This window comes from Microcoleus sp. PH2017_09_SFU_O_A, assembly GCF_020738625.1.
Lineage (GTDB): Bacteria > Cyanobacteriota > Cyanobacteriia > Cyanobacteriales > Microcoleaceae > Microcoleus.
In genome coordinates this window covers 69,664-85,025 of the sequence record NZ_JAEQCF010000008.1, presented here as the reverse complement: position 1 = coordinate 85,025, position 15,362 = coordinate 69,664, and the positions used below count along the sequence as shown (strand labels likewise).

Genomic DNA, 15,362 nt, shown 5'->3' with positions numbered 1-15,362 from the left:
CATAGTTAATCTAAAAAATATGTCACGATCGTGCAGTAACCTTTCTATTAATTAAAGGAGCAAGTCAATGAATATTGTCTTAAAGCCGGAATACGAAGAGTTTATTCGATCGCAAATTCAAACCGGAAAATATGGCAGCGTTGAAGAATTAATTGGAGAAGCGATCTTACTTTTAAAACAACGAGAACAACGCATCGAAGAGCTGCGCCAGAAAATAGAAGTTGGAACTGCACAAATTGCTGAGGGAAAAGTGACAGACGGAGAACTTGTATTTGCCAGACTTCAAGAAAATATCGATAAAATGCAACAGTCAGGAGTGTCAGTAACCCTGCCCTAAAGGGACGCTCGCTTGTAAGAGCAATCAAGCAATCTGTGCCGATCGGCTATCGTCTTAACTGACTAGCATTATTTAAGTCATGACACTCCTTGAATGCGACGCTAGTTGTCCGGTATCTATACCTGATGAAGTATTAACATTGATGCCTCAAAACAAAACTCCTAAAGCAGAGATTGCATCAGGGGTTTTTTATTTGTACGGGCGATCTGAAGTGGGCGATCGACGTAACCTCGTTGTTTCAGCTCTTTGTGTAAAATAAGTAGTAGCGATATCGCTACAAACCATTGTATTCTCTTTCCCTTTCCCGCATACTAATAACTGAACAGAGGTCGCTAGATAAAAAACCTCTATCGGGGTTATGTCTATTCCAAAGTATACAAATACCTACTTCAACGGATTTTGGACGTTAAACAACTGTCTAGTCACAAGGAAAGCTAATGAACAGTTATACATTTTCCGATGAATCTGTCCGAGATTTGAATGAGATTTGCGATTATATTAGTCGAAATAATCCTAGGACAGCCAGCGAGCTTTTTGATGTGATTCGTCAAAAATGTAAACTTGTCGCTGAATTTCCCAATATGGGCAAACGCTATCACAGTTTAGCCCCCAACTTGCGCGGATTTATTGTTAGGGATTATTTGATTTTTTACTACCCCAGAGCGGACGGGATTAATATTGCTCGCGTGCTGCGGGGCGATCGAGACTTGGAATTATTGTTTTCAGAATTAGGGGAAGATTAATTAGCATTGGATCGCTCGTAAAGGGCGATCGCACTCATCGCACTCTCCTCCAAAAACGCGATCGCCCTAATTTATCTGCGTTTATCTCCGTCCATCTGCCGACATCTGCGGTCAAAAAAATATCGATACCCCTTACAATCACAAACAATCTAAAATATAAAATCATAAAAAAATGCTGCGACTCTCCCAAACCCAACTCAAAATCCTTGAAGAATGCCCCCGCAAATTCCAGCATAGCTACCTAGAACTACTCGCAAGCACCGCCTCCCCTGAACACAAAGAAAAACTCACATGGGGTAGCCACTTTCACCTTTTGATGCAGCAGCGAGAACTAGGATTGTCGATTGAATCCATCACCCAACAAGACCCAGAATTAGGACGATGTGTGGCAGCATTTATCAACGCCGCCCCCGAACTTTTTGCGAATTCAGAAAATAGCGACCAAATTTTCCGCCAAGCCGAGCACCCCCGCATCTTGATTTTTCAAGACTACCTATTCACCGTTATCTATGATTTGCTAATAGCCGAACCAAACGCTGCCAAAATTCTCGACTGGAAAACCTATCCCCGCCCTCAAAAATCAAAATGGATAGCCGAAAGTTGGCAAACCCGACTCTATTTATACGTTCTAGTAGAAACCAGTGACTATTCCCCGGAACAAGTTTCAATGACATACTGGTTCGTACAATTGCAAGGAGAAGAACCGCCGCAAAAACTCACATTTTCCTACAATCAAATAGAACACGATCGCACAAAACAAGATTTAATCCAAATATTGCAGCAGCTAACCGACTGGCGACAGCGCTATACCGAAGGTGGCGAATTCTTCCCCCAAGTACAAATTAGTTCCAATCTTTGCGATTCCTGTCAATTCGCCACTCGCTGCAACCGCACCCAAAATTCCAAAGCTTCCTCATCAAATCTTCCAGCAGAAACTCCCACAAATTGGTTGCCAAATCTTGCTATAATCGAGGAGATATCTATATAATATAACCTTTGACTATCCAAACTCTTTGGACTATCGCTGGGTGGGGGCGGGTTTATAGATATTGTCGATTTGAATTAAAGATTTTTGGTGAACCCGCCCCTACTTTAATTAATGAATTAACCTATGACACAACTACTTCAAGAATTGCAAAATCAACCCTTACCCCAACCCCCTGATTGGCTGATACAAGCTGTCAGAAATCACGCGCCAGAATTACCCGGAAACTATGCCGCTGCACTTCTCTATTATAGAGGAATTCAAAACCCGGAAGAAATACCAGGTTTCCTGAATCCCAAACTTTACCAACCAGCAAGTCCGTTTGAATTCGGACTAGAAATGAACTGGGCGATAGAAAGAATTCAGAAAGCAAGAAACAGCGCCGAAAAAGTTGCAATTTGGGGAGATTTCGACGCGGACGGCATTACCTCAACTTCGGTACTTTGGGACGGATTGGGAGAGTTTTTTGTTCAAAATGACCAACTAACTTATTACATTCCCAACCGATTAACAGAATCTCACGGTCTTAATATTCCCGGAATAAACAATTTACATAAATCTGGAATTAGCTTAATTATTACCTGCGATACTGGCAGCACAAATATCGCGGAAATCGAATATGCTACCAGCTTAAATATTGATACAATTATCACCGATCACCATACATTACCGGACGATCGCCCTCCAGCGACGGCAATCATCAATCCCCGGTACTTTTCGCCCAACCACCAACTGTTTAACCTGTCCGGCGTTGCGGTAGCTTACAAATTAATCGAAGCACTATACCACACATTGCCGGATATTCCGCAACGACCGCTGACCGATTTATTGGAGTTAGTGGCGATCGGCTTAATTGCCGATTTAGTCCAACTTACAGGAGATTGTCGCTACCTAGCACAACTCGGCATCGCACAACTGCAAAAACAAATCACAAATCCCACCCGTCCGGGAGTTGCAAAATTGCTCGAACTGTGCAAACGAGCGGGCGATCGCCCAACCGACATTTCCTTCGGCCTCGGCCCCCGAATCAACGCCGTCAGTCGCATTCAAGGATCCGCCAGCTTCTGCGTAGAACTCCTCACCAGCCGGGACAAAAAACGCTGCGAAGAACTAGCAAATCTAACCGAAATTGCCAACACCAGACGCAAATCTTTGCAAAAAGATGTTGCTAAAGATGCCGCCGAAAAACTAACCAAACTTGACCTCTCAACCACCAGCGTCATCGTCCTCAGTGACCCACAATGGCCCGTAGGAGTATTAGGATTAGTGGCGGGACAAATCGCCCAAGAATACGGCCGCCCGGTAATTTTATTCTGCACGGAAGGAAGCGAAGAAATCAAAGAAACTATTCCAGAAACTAAATTTATAGATTCTTTTGACTCGGATTCCGAAACACTTTATCAATCTAAAATCCAAAATCCAAAATCTAAAATTGCCCGCGGTTCTGCCCGTTCCGCCAATCAAATCGACCTTTACCAATTAGTCAAAGACCAAGCGCATTTATTGGATAGATTCGGCGGTCATCCCTTTGCGGCTGGCTTGAGTCTCCCAGTTGAAAATATCCCGCTATTTACGGATGCTATAAATCAGCAACTGCGACAGCAATACAGCACGGATAGTTTGACATCGGCACCAGTTGTAGCGGACTTAAAAATTACTGTCGCGGAATTAGGCAAACAGTTATTTCAAGAACTGAAATTGCTTGAACCCTGCGGCATGGGCAATCCCGCACCAAAATTGCTGATTGAAAATTGCTGGTTTAAGAATATCTACAATAGAAATATTAAAGATTCACAGGGAAAAGAAGTAAAGTATATCAAAACTTCTTTTGAAATTTGGGATGAATCTACTCATGCAGGATTTCCCGGCATTTGGTGGGGACATTACCGAGATGAAGTTCCCGAAGGGCGGTGCGATGCGACTGTCGAACTCGATTTCAATACTTATACGTCGAACTATGAAGTGCGGTTGATAGCAGTGCGGGAACGCACGGATGACAAACAAGTTAGTTCGCAGACTAAAATTGATTGGATATTGGACTGGCGCAAGATAAATAATAATAATGAAGAGTTGCTAGCAGTTATTAGCACACACTTGGAATCGGAAAGGCTGCCAGAAAATCTAGCGGACAATTCAGCAATGCTCGATCGCGAAAACTCGATTATCCTCAAAGAATGCCCCGCAAGCTGGGACGAATTGCGCGTCTGGTTTCGGCAAGCACAGCACACTCAGAAAAAACTCGCGATCGCCTATACTTTACCCCCATTGCTACCGCCGCAGCAAATCTGCCAACAGCTAATCGGCATCGCCAAATACCTCAGCCGCACCAACAAACCCGTCACCAGACAGCAACTAAGCCAAAAACTCGGCATCAGCGACACCTCGCTGCAACTTGGATTCACAACGTTAAAACATCTGGGTTTCAAAGTCAATTATCGCGATCGGGCTTTTCACATCACCAGACAACCCGAAGCCAGAGAAATCGGAGATCATACCTCCAAACCCTTATTCTCTAGCCCCTCAACTCAATTCTTAGTGCCAAATTCCCCCATCGCCGCCCGTTATGCAGCGCAATTCCTAGCAGCAGTCTGGGAAGAACAATTCCGGCGAAAATATTTCTGTGAAGTACCTCTTTCTACCATTGTGTCGATCGCCCGAGAGACCATTTTCCAAGAAGAAGATTATACAGACACTCTCTTCTAATTGAGACCTTGCACTTTTTTCCGTAACAGGCAAGATGCCTGTTCCACTCACCTGATAACTTTTAGTGTGGGGCCAGCACGCAAAATCTTAGATAGGAAATGTTTCCAAGCTTTACTCAATTTAAATTGTATATCTCAATCGTCTCCCCCCTCTCCCCCTCTCCCATTCTCCCCATTCTCCCCATTCTCCCCCTCTCCCCATTCTCCCCCTCTCCCCGTCTCCCATTCTCCCCCTCTCCCCATTCTCCCCGTCTCCCCCTCTCCCCCTCTCCCCATTCTCCCCATTCTCCCCCTCTCCCTCCCAGGGCTGATTCCTGACGTGGAGGCCACATCTCAGTTTTAAGAAATATCTTAGTTCTGAATCGATGCCGGTAAAATAAGGCATAGGGCAATGGCAGTTATCCGTTGCGAGTCACGTCCAAAACTCAAAACCCATAACTTACCACCCCAAACCCAAAACTCCCCCACCGCTTTCACTCGATCGCACATCTCCAATATAAAACCCCTATGCTCCTCTGTCCCCGCTGCCAATTTGAAAATCCCAATCTAAACAAGTTTTGTCAACAATGCGGAAATTCCCTAACTTACAAAGCTTGCCACCAATGCGGAACCCAAGTCGCTGTTAGCGCCGAATTATGTCAGAATTGTGGCGTCACAACAGGTCAAGTGTGGCGGGCGATTATCTGCGGTCGATCGAACCTTCCAGCAGTCCAGCTAGAGCAGTCAACTATACCATCAGCCGAGCTTACACAAAAAACCGACAATTTTCCAGAAACCCGATCGGCCCAAAACTCTCCCCAATCGATCGCAGACACCATTAAAACAGAAATTACCGCCGATTCTCCACAACTTGATGCGGCCGAATCCAGCAGCCCAGAAATTAGTGGCGCTGAAATTGTCGTGGGGGCGATCGCCACCGAATCCTTTCAAACAGAACAAAAAAGCTCTACTACAACACCAGAGCGCGAAATAACCCCATCTGACAACAATTTCACGGCCGCACCACCGCCAGAACAAACCCAGGAAGCAACAGAGAACCCCGAGGGCGCATCTCCCCCATCCCCAAAAATCTCCGCCCCCTATTCCGAATATTTAATCCCTTCCCAGCCAACAGGAGCTTATTTAGACAGCCAACAGCGCTACCAACTCCTAGAAACCTTGCCAGCAAGAAAACCCTCAGACACAGTATCAGCAACAGTATTGGACTGTCAGCCGCTGCAAATGTCACCCCTCAAAGCAATGCTAGCAGCCAACTCTGCCAGCGTCGCCAAACGCACATCCCCCTACACCGCAGCAATCAAAGCCGGAGAAAATGCGACCAATTCCGCCTTAGCAGAACTTTGCCAAGGCATAGCCGAACCTTATCTGGCACTGCGGTGGCACTTCTCTCACAACCTACCAGTCATTCACGATAGCTGGTCAGACAACCAACAGGCCGTGCTGCTGCTAGAAGACTGTTCGCAATGGCCGCTGCTGGTAGAACGCTGGAGTCAACCCGAAACTTCCACCCAGCAAATTGTGTACTGGCTGCACGAAATGACCGAACTTTGGGCGGCCCTCGAACCCTGGCGCTGCCGCCAAAGCTTGTTGGAACTAACAAATTTGCGGGTCAATCCCGACTCTTCCTTTTCCTTTGCCTCTTTGCGGTTGCAATACCTCTATCCCGAACCCGCCGGTTCAAACCTGCAACTGGTAGATTTGGGGCAATTGTGGCAGGCGATATTTAACCAGTCCGAGCGCACTCAGTTTGGCGCCTTGCTCGAACTGCTGCAACAAATGTACAGAGGCGAGATTACCACAATAGAAGAATTGCGATCGCGCCTGGAAACCGTTCCCCTCGAACTCCAATCCGCACCTTCACCAACCTTAACCCCCACCCGTTTCCAAACAGACATCCCCGACAACTCGCCCCCCGAAGTTGTTGGTGAAGTCTTAACCCAGCCCATGCCCGTCCAGATTTACAGTTTAGAAGACGCAGGTCTCACCGATGTCGGCCGCACCCGCGAGCACAACGAAGACTTCTTCAGCATCTGGACTCAGCTTAACAAACTCGAAACCTCCTTCGGTCGCATCTTTCAAACCAAAGGGCTTTACATTCTCTGCGACGGGATGGGCGGACACGACAGCGGAGAAGTAGCCAGTCAATTAGCCGCTGAAACCCTCAGGGAATTCTTCCAAACCAGTTGGGAAAATCAACTACCCGAGCCTGATACCATTCGGCAGGGAGTGCTGCTAGCCAACAAAGCCATCTTTGAAATCAATCAAAAGGACGGTCGCTCTGGCATCGGCCGCATGGGTACAACCCTAGTCGCAGTCTTAGTTCAAGACACCAAATTCGCCGTTGCTCACGTCGGCGACAGTCGTCTCTACCGACTCCGAAAGGGACAGACACTAGAAAAAATCACCTCAGATCACGAAGTAGGCCAGCGCGAAATTAAGCGCGGGGTTGACGCCGAAACTGCTTATTCCCGTCCCGACGCCTATCAACTAACTCAAGCCATTGGCCCGCGAGACGGCAATTTTCTCAAGCCAGACGTGCAGTTTTTAGACTTGTCCGAAGATACTTTATTGATTTTGGCTTCCGACGGTTTGACAGATAATGATTTGTTAGAAACTCACTGGCGTGAAACTCTCGCACCTCTGTTCAATCCCCAAGCCGATCTCGACGAGGGAGTTGCCGACTTGATTGAACTGGGCAACAAACGCAACGGTCATGACAATATCACGGCAATTATCATTCGGGCACAGGTAGGCCCATTTCGATTTTAGAATTGGGTGCTGCCAACTTTTTTAAAGGCGGTGGCGGGCAGTCTTAGATTGAAACCTGCAATTGTTGCATGGCAAAGGAAGATTAACTTTGGCATCCGTCATCAAAAACTTGTTCGGCTTGCCGCGATATTCAAGTAATGTCATTACAACAACCAGTTTTTGATTTTTAATGTTGCAGTCTGTCGATCGATCGGGAGTTAAACGCAGCGATTCTTTAATCTCTCATTCCCACGATCGGCGAGTCAAGATGCGTTGTTCTGAATTGACCCTTTAGACTAGAAATAGCCGGCTACCTAGAAAGCAGCACGAAATAAGTTTCTTATGTGTCATACATATCAGTATTGTCAACCTTCTCTCAATTTGATCTGGCAGATTAATCAAATCAATCTAAAATGCTGCTGACTCTTTTAGATCCAGAAAAAAATACCCCTCTGCAACAGTGGAGTTTCGAGAACGAGTCCATTGTCCGCATCGGCCGATCGCCTGAAAATCATGTTGTGATTCCCAATGCTTTGGTGTCGCGGGATCACGTGGAATTGCAAAGAGTTAAAAGCGGTGCTAACCGCCAGTGGTATTTAGTCAATTCCGGGACAAATGGCACTTTTGTTAACGGTACTCTCATGTCTCAGGGTTGGATATCCGACGGTGCCCTGATCCAATTGGCGCGGGACGGCCCAATTCTGCATTTCCAAGTTCTGACTATTCAAGTCGGCGGCAAAATTGAGGCGATCCCTACTCTCAATCCTGGGACGCCGCGGTGTACCCACGCGGGAAATCCGCCCGGTAATTTATTCTGCATCCACTGTGGGGAACCGATTAAAGTCGATCGCACAATCCGCCACTACCAAGTGCTGCGAACTTTGGGCCAAGGCGGTATGGGAACAACAACTTTAGCCTGGGATCGACAGAAAGCCAAAGCTCAACAACCGGGAAGTTCTCCCGCAGCTTCTCTGGTAGTTCTCAAGGAAATGAATGCTGACATGGCTCAAATAGTCAAAGCTCAAGAACTGTTTGAACGTGAAGCTAAAACTCTCAAAGCGCTGCACCATCCTGGTATTCCTCAGTTTTTTGACTTTTTTGTCGAAGGTGGCAAAAAATATTTGGTGATGGAAATGCTCCACGGCGAGGATTTAGAAAAACGCATTTACAATCGCGGGCCAGTTGCTCCCCAACAGGCGATCGAATGGATGATCCAAACCTGTGAAATTTTGGACTACATTCACTCTCAAAAACCCCCGATCGTCCACCGGGATATTAAACCTGCTAATTTGCTAGTGCGCCACCGGGACAATCGCATTACAGTGCTGGATTTTGGCGCCGTTAAAGAAATCGGCACTCCTCCGGGTACTCGCATCGGCGTGGAAGGCTACACCGCACCAGAACAAGACCGGGGACAGCCTCTCCCTCAGTCAGATTTATATGCTATTGGGCCGACTTTGATTTTTTTGCTGACAGCCCAAAGCCCTCAAAAGTTTTACGGAAAAATTACTAGAGGTTACGGATTTAAGCTCGATAATATTCCGACGATCGGCCCGAAGTTGCGGGAGGTCATTCTACGAACCACAGCAGCTAAACCTGGGGATCGCTTTCAAACTGCTCAACAATTAGCTAGAGCTCTAGCCACTTGTCTTTAATAGAAGGAACAGTCATTAGTCATTAGTCATTAGTCATTAGTCATTAGTCATTAGTCATTAGTCATATCAAATCCAGTAGCATCGGAATTATTAATATTACCGAAATCAGGAGACGGCAGTGCCGTTTCCCTACAATTAATTAGGGTAGGGAAACGGCACTGCCTTGGACTCTATATTATTCCGGTGCAGCCAGAATTGATATCATTAGTCATTAGTCATTAGTCATTAGTCATTAGTCATTAGTCATTAGTCATTAGTTGGTAAACAGTCAACTGTCAACCCTTGTTTTGCGCTCTTCGGGCAAGCTGTCAACTGTCAACTGTCAACTGTCAACTGTCAACTGTCAACCGTCAACTGTCATCACTCATTAGTGAGAAGGAAAAAGTCTGCTGTCATTCGTCAGAAGTCACTCTGAAGAAGGAAGAAGGAAGAGAGAAGAGGGAACAAGGCAGAGGGAAGAAGTTAGCAACGGAAAATTTATTGATGAAATTTAGCCGATCGCCTTTTAATTTCGGGTGCATCTCATTTTGGCGAATATATACGTAGGGGCGAAGCATGACCGCAGAAAATAGGAGATTCTAACTAATAACTTATATTCGGTCATGCTTCGCCCTCCTCAAAAGTGATATGCACCCAAGTCCTAGGTTTCCTCTGTTATTCCTCGTCCCAACCTTCTACAGCTATCAACTCGCTCACGGGGTCTTGCATAGAAAAATCAAACTCTAGGAGTTGCTGTTTCCAGTAAGGCCATTCATCTCCATAAAGTAGAGCTATTTTCCAAATGCTGTCTGTCGGCTTGATAATGTCAGACGTGACAAGAGAATGCACCTGACGCTGGAACTTAACCATCGGCTGTATAACCTTCTGGCTCATAATACCTCTTGAATTGTTTAAATCTTGTTTAATTAACACTTCCCAGCGCACACTTTTTACCGCAGTTTCGCCAAGAACAGTCTCGCCAAGATACGTGTAGATTTTTGTCGGGAAGCTACATATTCAACTTGTATCTTAACACAGTTCATTTTGACAAGGGGCTATAAGCAGGACTGAAGAGTCAAGACCGACTGCAAAGAATTAATAATCTTTGGGATGTCCCGCTATATGCTGTCGATCGGCAGTAGGAGGTCTGCCTCCTTGATTATTTCCACATAATAGCAGATGCAATGGCTGCTGAGGATGGTTTTTGACAAGGCTGAGGTTCCGAGAAACTGCAATTACTGCTTGAGCGCTACTACAGCTTAATTTCCGCTTTCGGGCGAGTAAACTAAACTCCACCGCACTTGTTTCAGCTTCAACGCTGGCTTTGCTGTGAGAGGGGAGTCCGATCCGGCATCTACTAATTATAACTCTATTGACGGCAAAGGTGGTCAAAAATTGTTGGATACTGTTGATCGGCATCCCCGCGACTGTCGATCGACCATTGTAGACCGCCCGACACAGGCGTGCAATTCAACAGTTGACAGTTGACAGTTGACAGTTGACCGAAGGAGAGCGACCTCTACCCTTAAGTCCGAGGATTGGAGTAATGAATAGTCTGATTTTAATTTCTCCCGAGCAGGCGGGCGGGCTTTCAACCAATTCTTTCTGGTAAGTTCCCAACCCATCATCCTAAATCTCAAATCTCAAATCTCAAATCTCAAATCTAAAATTGTATGACTTGGAAAAGGCGACACATTCTCACTCTGGCTGATTTTACCTCCGACGAATACGACACGGTGCTGCAAACTGCCGCCAGTTTTCGGGAGGTGCTCGGCCGCCGCACCAAGAAAGTGCCCGCCCTACAGGGTCAAGTGGTCGCGAATTTGTTTTTTGAACCTTCAACCCGAACTCGCAACAGTTTTGAGTTGGCGGCGAAGCGGCTGTCGGCGGATACGCTGAATTTTACCCCAGGCAGTTCTTCTCTGACGAAGGGGGAAACCATTCTGGATACGGCTAAGACTTATCTGGCGATGGGAACGGATTTGATGGTGATCCGGCACGAACAGGCTGGAGTTCCCAGTACAATTGCTTCAGAAATGGATCGCTTGGGTTCGAGAGTCAGCGTTCTCAATGCTGGAGACGGCCAGCACGAACACCCGTCGCAAGGTTTGCTAGACTTATTTACTATTTGTTCTTTGTTAGATGCCGAACGTCCGCGACTGGAACTTTTAGCGGGCAAAAAAATTGCTGTGGTGGGGGATATCTTGCATTCCCGGGTAGCGAGGTCTAATATTTGGAGTTTAACGGCTTCGGGGGCTGAGGTTCATTTAGCCGGGCCGCCGACTTTGTTGCCGCTGTTGTTTGCTGAGTGTGGCAATGGTAGGGAAGGTAAGTTATTTTTGCACTGGCAGCTTGAACCTGCTTTGGTCGATGCTGATTTTGTGATGACTTTGCGGCTGCAAAAGGAACGGATGAGCCAGCATTTGCTGCCGAGTTTACGAGAGTATCATGCTTTGTATGGAGTTACGCGCGATCGGCTGAAACTCTGCAAGCCGGATGTGAAGGTGTTGCACCCAGGCCCGGTCAACCGCGGCGTGGAAATTAGCTCGGATTTGATGGACGATCCGCAATTTAGCCTGATTTCTCAGCAAGTTACCAGCGGCGTAGCGGTGCGGATGGCCTTACTGTATTTGATCGGTGGCGGTAAAGTTTAGCTAGACAGGCGGGAATCCCCGCGTCCATACCCGATCGAGGGTTGGCGTGGGATGAAAGCTGTGTAAGCGGACGATTGCACCTGCTCACAAGACGCTCTTGTCGTAGCCTGCGGGAGATGCGCGGGTGTATGATGATGCGAACAAATCCCTTGCACTTGCCAATGTTTTCAGCTACAATATTCTTAGAGCAATCAAAGAAGTAATCTAAGTTTCGTGTTAAAAGCTGTCAAAGTCCGAATCTATCCTACCGTTGCCCAGCAAGTACACCTGGCTCAAGCTTTTGGTTGTGTTCGTTGGGTCTGGAATCAGTCTTTGGCTACGATGACAGCGACCTATCAAGAGACTGGTAAGGGCGTTACAGCTATGACAATGAAGAAGTCCATACCTGTGTGGAAAGCTGAATTTGAGTGGTTGTCTGAGTGTTACTCACAATGCCTTCAACAGTCAGTTTTGAATCTGGGCGTGGCTTTTGGCAACTTTTTTGATGGTCGATCCCTGTACCCAACATTCAAGAAACGCCAAGGAAAACAATCTATTCAATACCCTCAAAACGTTAAAATCTTGAGCGATCGTGAGATTAAGTTCCCTGGTAAATTGGGTGTGGTTAAAGCCATAGTTCATCGGGATATTGAAGGCAAAGTTAAAACTGTGACTTTATCCAAAAATCCTGACGGCAGATATTTTGCTTCGATGCTATTAGATGATGGGACTGAATCGCCAGAATCCAGTAGTGATGGGAATATAATTGGGATAGATCTAGGTCTAACTGATTTTGCGGTGACATCTAACGGCTCTAAATATCAACATCCTAAAGCAACCCAAAAACATGAAAAGAACCTAGCTCGTAAGCAGAAAAAACTAGCTCGTAAAAAGGATAAGACGACTAACAAAAGTCGCAAAGCAAAGCTGGCGGTAGCTAAGGTTCATTCTAAAATCAAAAGAGTCCGCGAGGATTTTCTACACAAACTATCGCGCAGGATAGTAGACGAAAACCAAGTCATAGTAGTAGAAAATCTGGCAGTGAGAAACATGGTAAAAAATCATTGCCTAGCCAAGGCAATATCCGATGCTGGCTGGGGAATGTTCTGCACTATGCTTAAGTACAAAGCCGAAATGGTGGGCAAGATTTATCTAGAAATAGGTCGATTTTTTGCCTCAACTCATCTTTGCTCGAATACCTTGAAGCCATTGCCAAAAATGGATCTGTCTGTGCGTGCATTTGATTGCCCGCACTGTAAACAGCGACATGACAGAGATATCAACGCGGCGATAAATATCAAAAATGAAGGCTTGCGCGTACTGACGTTGGGAACCAGCGTTATTGCTCCTGAAGGCTATGTAAGACCAAAACAGTATGGGCGTAAGTCTACTACTGTGGCGGCTGTGGTTGTTGAAGGGAGAAGCCCACACTCTACCCGATCGAGGGTGAGTGTGTGGTAGTTCACGTTGTCAGTTGTTAACGATATATAGCGGATCTAGCGAAAGATTCGCGGACGTTGTTGCCAAGAGAACCCTATACGTTTAAGGCTTATATAAGCTGTCAGTCATACCTCATCTTTTTGAGAAAGGCTATAACTTCGGATCTTCGATTATTTGTTACCGTCCAGCGCCTCATGAAAAATAATCGTTACCAAAACCAGCTTGGTAACGATTCAAACTCTTTCTAGAAATGTAAATTACTCTAGTTAAGAATTAGTCAAGCCACGCAGTAGAAACCCAGCCCCCACCTGCAAGTTTAGCCCAGCCGTGCTTGTAATGACCGGTCAATTTCACATTGTCTCCATTGTGTAACTTGCCGATGACATGAGAACAGCGACTGGCCCGGTGGCGGATATTCAGTCTGCCACCATTGGTGGCAACTTCGGCGTAGCTGTGATGGCTGCGACCGCCGCCGCAGCGCTTGTAGTGGCAACCTGCCTGTGCTTCGCCACTCACACTCAGAATAGACAGGGCTACTGCCAGACCTGCAACGCCTACCACGGCAGATTTAGGAATTTTCAATTCCAGTTGGAGCTCGGACTCTGGAGATTCATAAGCAACAAAAGAGTGGCTCAATGCTAGTGCTTCCATAGTTTCCTCGTGATTGTGATTAACGTTTTTTCGTGCAGACTCATTTTATACTCCCCATGCCTAAAGGCGAAGGGATTCTTGACAAATCCGAATCTGGATTTTTACTCGTGGCTATCAAGTCGCCCCTACCCGCTCAGTTGAGATTTCTCCAAACATTGCGTATAGTTTTTTGACGCTTTCAGACCATCGCTAGCCAATCGCTAGCCAACAGATATACTACGCTCTACAACCTGCCATTATTTGCCCTTTAACTATTCCGAATCTTCTGGCGTCGGATATGTCAGTTGCCGGGATTTCTCCGTACTAGGATGTTTCAACACGTAGATGGTTTCTCCTACTTGCTTTGGTGACTTTAACACAACTATTTCGATTAGTGTGTAAAGAAATATTCAAGGCGGTTGAAACCGCAACGGAATTTTCCCGGTGTCGGTATTCCGGAGTTTGCGTCTTGTTCTTTGGTCAAAACAGGCGCAAGAGGTTGTTACCGTCTTGCTTTTGCCGAGTATAGGCTTGCTTTGGCTCAACTCTGCACAGGTATATCATGTCATTTAAGTAGCTTGGTGGAGCAAAAAATAAATAAAGTTTACATTTTCTGCTGAAAATTTGGACTGCGCCGATCGCAATCGGGGTTAAATTTAACTTAACTGTGTCATTCAAAAGGGAATGCAGTCATCGCTTAGAGTTGGAGATGGCTTGCAGCGAGTTGGGCATGATACTGCTTATTTTGGTGTGGTTACTGATTGAGTTGCTACAGCCCGATCGACTGTTCGATCGCACAAGTCTCCTATTCATATTCCAGCACCGTGTGAATTTGGTTCGGGCGAGTTATATTGACCCGATCGCACTGTTACAGCCGTTCGGGGCCATAGACATCTTGCTAAAGATTGACTTTTATGTATCCATGACAAAGATGCAAGATCGATCGCTCGCGACTTGATTTGTGTCAAGATCGATCGAGTTCTCCCGCACCATTTCTTTCGCAATGAACTATAGCGCTGCACTTTCGATCGGCACAATTCCTCAACGGAATAGTAAAGACAGTTTTGCCATTACCTTAGCTCCTTTGTCTGTAGAGGAAATCTACACTTTGGCAGATGACCCAGCGAACGGAGCCGTGGTAATGATGAGCGGTACAGTCCGCAACCAAACTGACGGTCAAGCTGTAGTTTCGTTAGAATATCAAGCCTACGAACCGATGGCCGTGCGAGTATTCCAGCAAATCGCTACTGAAATGCGCCGCCAGTGGGTCGATGTCAATCGGGTCGTCATTCACCACCGCGTCGGACACTTGCAGGTGGGGGAAATCAGTGTGCTGGTGGCTGTGGGCTGTCCCCACCGAGGGGAGGCTTTTGCAGCTTGCCAGTACGCCATAGATACGCTCAAACACAATGTACCGATTTGGAAAAAGGAACATTGGGCCGATGGTTCTAGCAGTTGGGTTAGTATTGGAGCGTGCGAAGTTACCGGTCATTAGTCAGAAGTCGATCGC

General features: G+C 46.4%; 16 protein-coding genes. 12 read left to right on the top strand and 4 right to left on the bottom strand.

Going from position 1 to position 15,362, the window contains the following annotated elements; translation table 11 throughout:
- Nucleotides 1-67: 67 nt before the first annotated feature.
- From JGK16_RS05915 to JGK16_RS05890, 6 genes are all read left to right on the top strand, one after another.
- Nucleotides 68-337 carry a type II toxin-antitoxin system ParD family antitoxin gene (locus JGK16_RS05915; protein WP_293181993.1) on the top strand — a complete coding sequence of 90 codons (270 nt, stop codon included), beginning with the start codon at nt 68-70 and terminating at the stop codon, nt 335-337.
- Nucleotides 338-416: 79 nt separating this feature from the next.
- Nucleotides 417-596: a hypothetical protein gene (locus tag JGK16_RS05910; RefSeq protein WP_293202871.1), complete on the top strand. Its 180-nt coding sequence runs from the start codon at nt 417-419 to the stop codon at nt 594-596.
- A 178-nt stretch (nt 597-774) separates the two neighbouring features.
- Nucleotides 775-1,080 carry a type II toxin-antitoxin system RelE/ParE family toxin gene (locus JGK16_RS05905; RefSeq protein ID WP_293181991.1) on the top strand — a complete coding sequence of 102 codons (306 nt, stop codon included), beginning with the start codon at nt 775-777 and terminating at the stop codon, nt 1,078-1,080.
- A 172-nt stretch (nt 1,081-1,252) separates the two neighbouring features.
- The gene (locus JGK16_RS05900; RefSeq protein ID WP_293181989.1) at nt 1,253-2,068 is read left to right on the top strand and encodes a PD-(D/E)XK nuclease family protein; all 816 of its coding nucleotides are present in this window, start codon (nt 1,253-1,255) and stop codon (nt 2,066-2,068) included.
- Nucleotides 2,069-2,191: 123 nt separating this feature from the next.
- Nucleotides 2,192-4,768, top strand: coding sequence for a DHH family phosphoesterase (locus tag JGK16_RS05895; protein ID WP_293189824.1), 2,577 nt, complete (start codon nt 2,192-2,194; stop codon nt 4,766-4,768).
- A gap of 506 nt (nt 4,769-5,274) precedes the next feature.
- Nucleotides 5,275-7,536, top strand: coding sequence for a serine/threonine phosphatase (locus tag JGK16_RS05890; protein WP_293189825.1), 2,262 nt, complete (start codon nt 5,275-5,277; stop codon nt 7,534-7,536).
- Nucleotides 7,537-7,557: 21 nt separating this feature from the next.
- Here JGK16_RS05890 and JGK16_RS05885 read toward each other — a convergent pair whose 3' ends face one another.
- Nucleotides 7,558-7,680 carry a hypothetical protein gene (locus JGK16_RS05885; protein WP_293202869.1) on the bottom strand — a complete coding sequence of 41 codons (123 nt, stop codon included), beginning with the start codon at nt 7,678-7,680 and terminating at the stop codon, nt 7,558-7,560.
- Between the two features lie 248 nt (nt 7,681-7,928).
- Between JGK16_RS05885 and JGK16_RS05880 the strand changes: the two genes are divergently transcribed.
- Both JGK16_RS05880 and JGK16_RS05875 read left to right on the top strand, forming a co-directional pair.
- Nucleotides 7,929-9,170 (top strand): protein kinase, encoded by a 1,242-nt coding sequence (locus tag JGK16_RS05880; RefSeq protein WP_293181982.1) that lies wholly within the window; start codon nt 7,929-7,931, stop codon nt 9,168-9,170.
- Nucleotides 9,171-9,452: 282 nt separating this feature from the next.
- Nucleotides 9,453-9,716: a hypothetical protein gene (locus JGK16_RS05875; protein ID WP_293202866.1), complete on the top strand. Its 264-nt coding sequence runs from the start codon at nt 9,453-9,455 to the stop codon at nt 9,714-9,716.
- 108 nt (nt 9,717-9,824) lie between these two features.
- Here JGK16_RS05875 and JGK16_RS05870 read toward each other — a convergent pair whose 3' ends face one another.
- Together JGK16_RS05870 and JGK16_RS05865 are read right to left on the bottom strand one after the other, a co-directional pair.
- Entirely contained in the window at nt 9,825-10,043 is a 219-nt protein-coding gene (locus tag JGK16_RS05870; RefSeq protein WP_293181980.1) for a DUF4327 family protein, read from the bottom strand.
- Between the two features lie 201 nt (nt 10,044-10,244).
- Nucleotides 10,245-10,568 carry a hypothetical protein gene (locus JGK16_RS05865; RefSeq protein WP_293189827.1) on the bottom strand — a complete coding sequence of 108 codons (324 nt, stop codon included), beginning with the start codon at nt 10,566-10,568 and terminating at the stop codon, nt 10,245-10,247.
- Between the two features lie 254 nt (nt 10,569-10,822).
- Between JGK16_RS05865 and JGK16_RS05860 the strand changes: the two genes are divergently transcribed.
- Together JGK16_RS05860 and JGK16_RS05855 are read left to right on the top strand one after the other, a co-directional pair.
- On the top strand, nt 10,823-11,803 hold the full coding sequence (locus JGK16_RS05860; RefSeq protein WP_293181976.1) for an aspartate carbamoyltransferase catalytic subunit: 981 nt from the start codon (nt 10,823-10,825) through the stop codon (nt 11,801-11,803).
- A gap of 213 nt (nt 11,804-12,016) precedes the next feature.
- Complete coding sequence (locus JGK16_RS05855) at nt 12,017-13,243, top strand: RNA-guided endonuclease TnpB family protein (RefSeq protein WP_293181974.1); 1,227 nt, start codon at nt 12,017-12,019, stop codon at nt 13,241-13,243.
- 252 nt (nt 13,244-13,495) lie between these two features.
- On the opposite strand, the gene JGK16_RS05850 is transcribed toward JGK16_RS05855, so the two are convergent.
- Nucleotides 13,496-13,873 (bottom strand): SH3 domain-containing protein, encoded by a 378-nt coding sequence (locus JGK16_RS05850; RefSeq protein WP_293189828.1) that lies wholly within the window; start codon nt 13,871-13,873, stop codon nt 13,496-13,498.
- A gap of 646 nt (nt 13,874-14,519) precedes the next feature.
- On the opposite strand from JGK16_RS05850, the gene JGK16_RS05845 reads away from it, so the two are divergent.
- Nucleotides 14,520-14,810: a hypothetical protein gene (locus tag JGK16_RS05845; protein ID WP_293202863.1), complete on the top strand. Its 291-nt coding sequence runs from the start codon at nt 14,520-14,522 to the stop codon at nt 14,808-14,810.
- A gap of 45 nt (nt 14,811-14,855) precedes the next feature.
- On the top strand, nt 14,856-15,347 hold the full coding sequence (locus JGK16_RS05840; RefSeq protein ID WP_293181968.1) for a molybdenum cofactor biosynthesis protein MoaE: 492 nt from the start codon (nt 14,856-14,858) through the stop codon (nt 15,345-15,347).
- Nucleotides 15,348-15,362 lie beyond the last annotated feature (15 nt).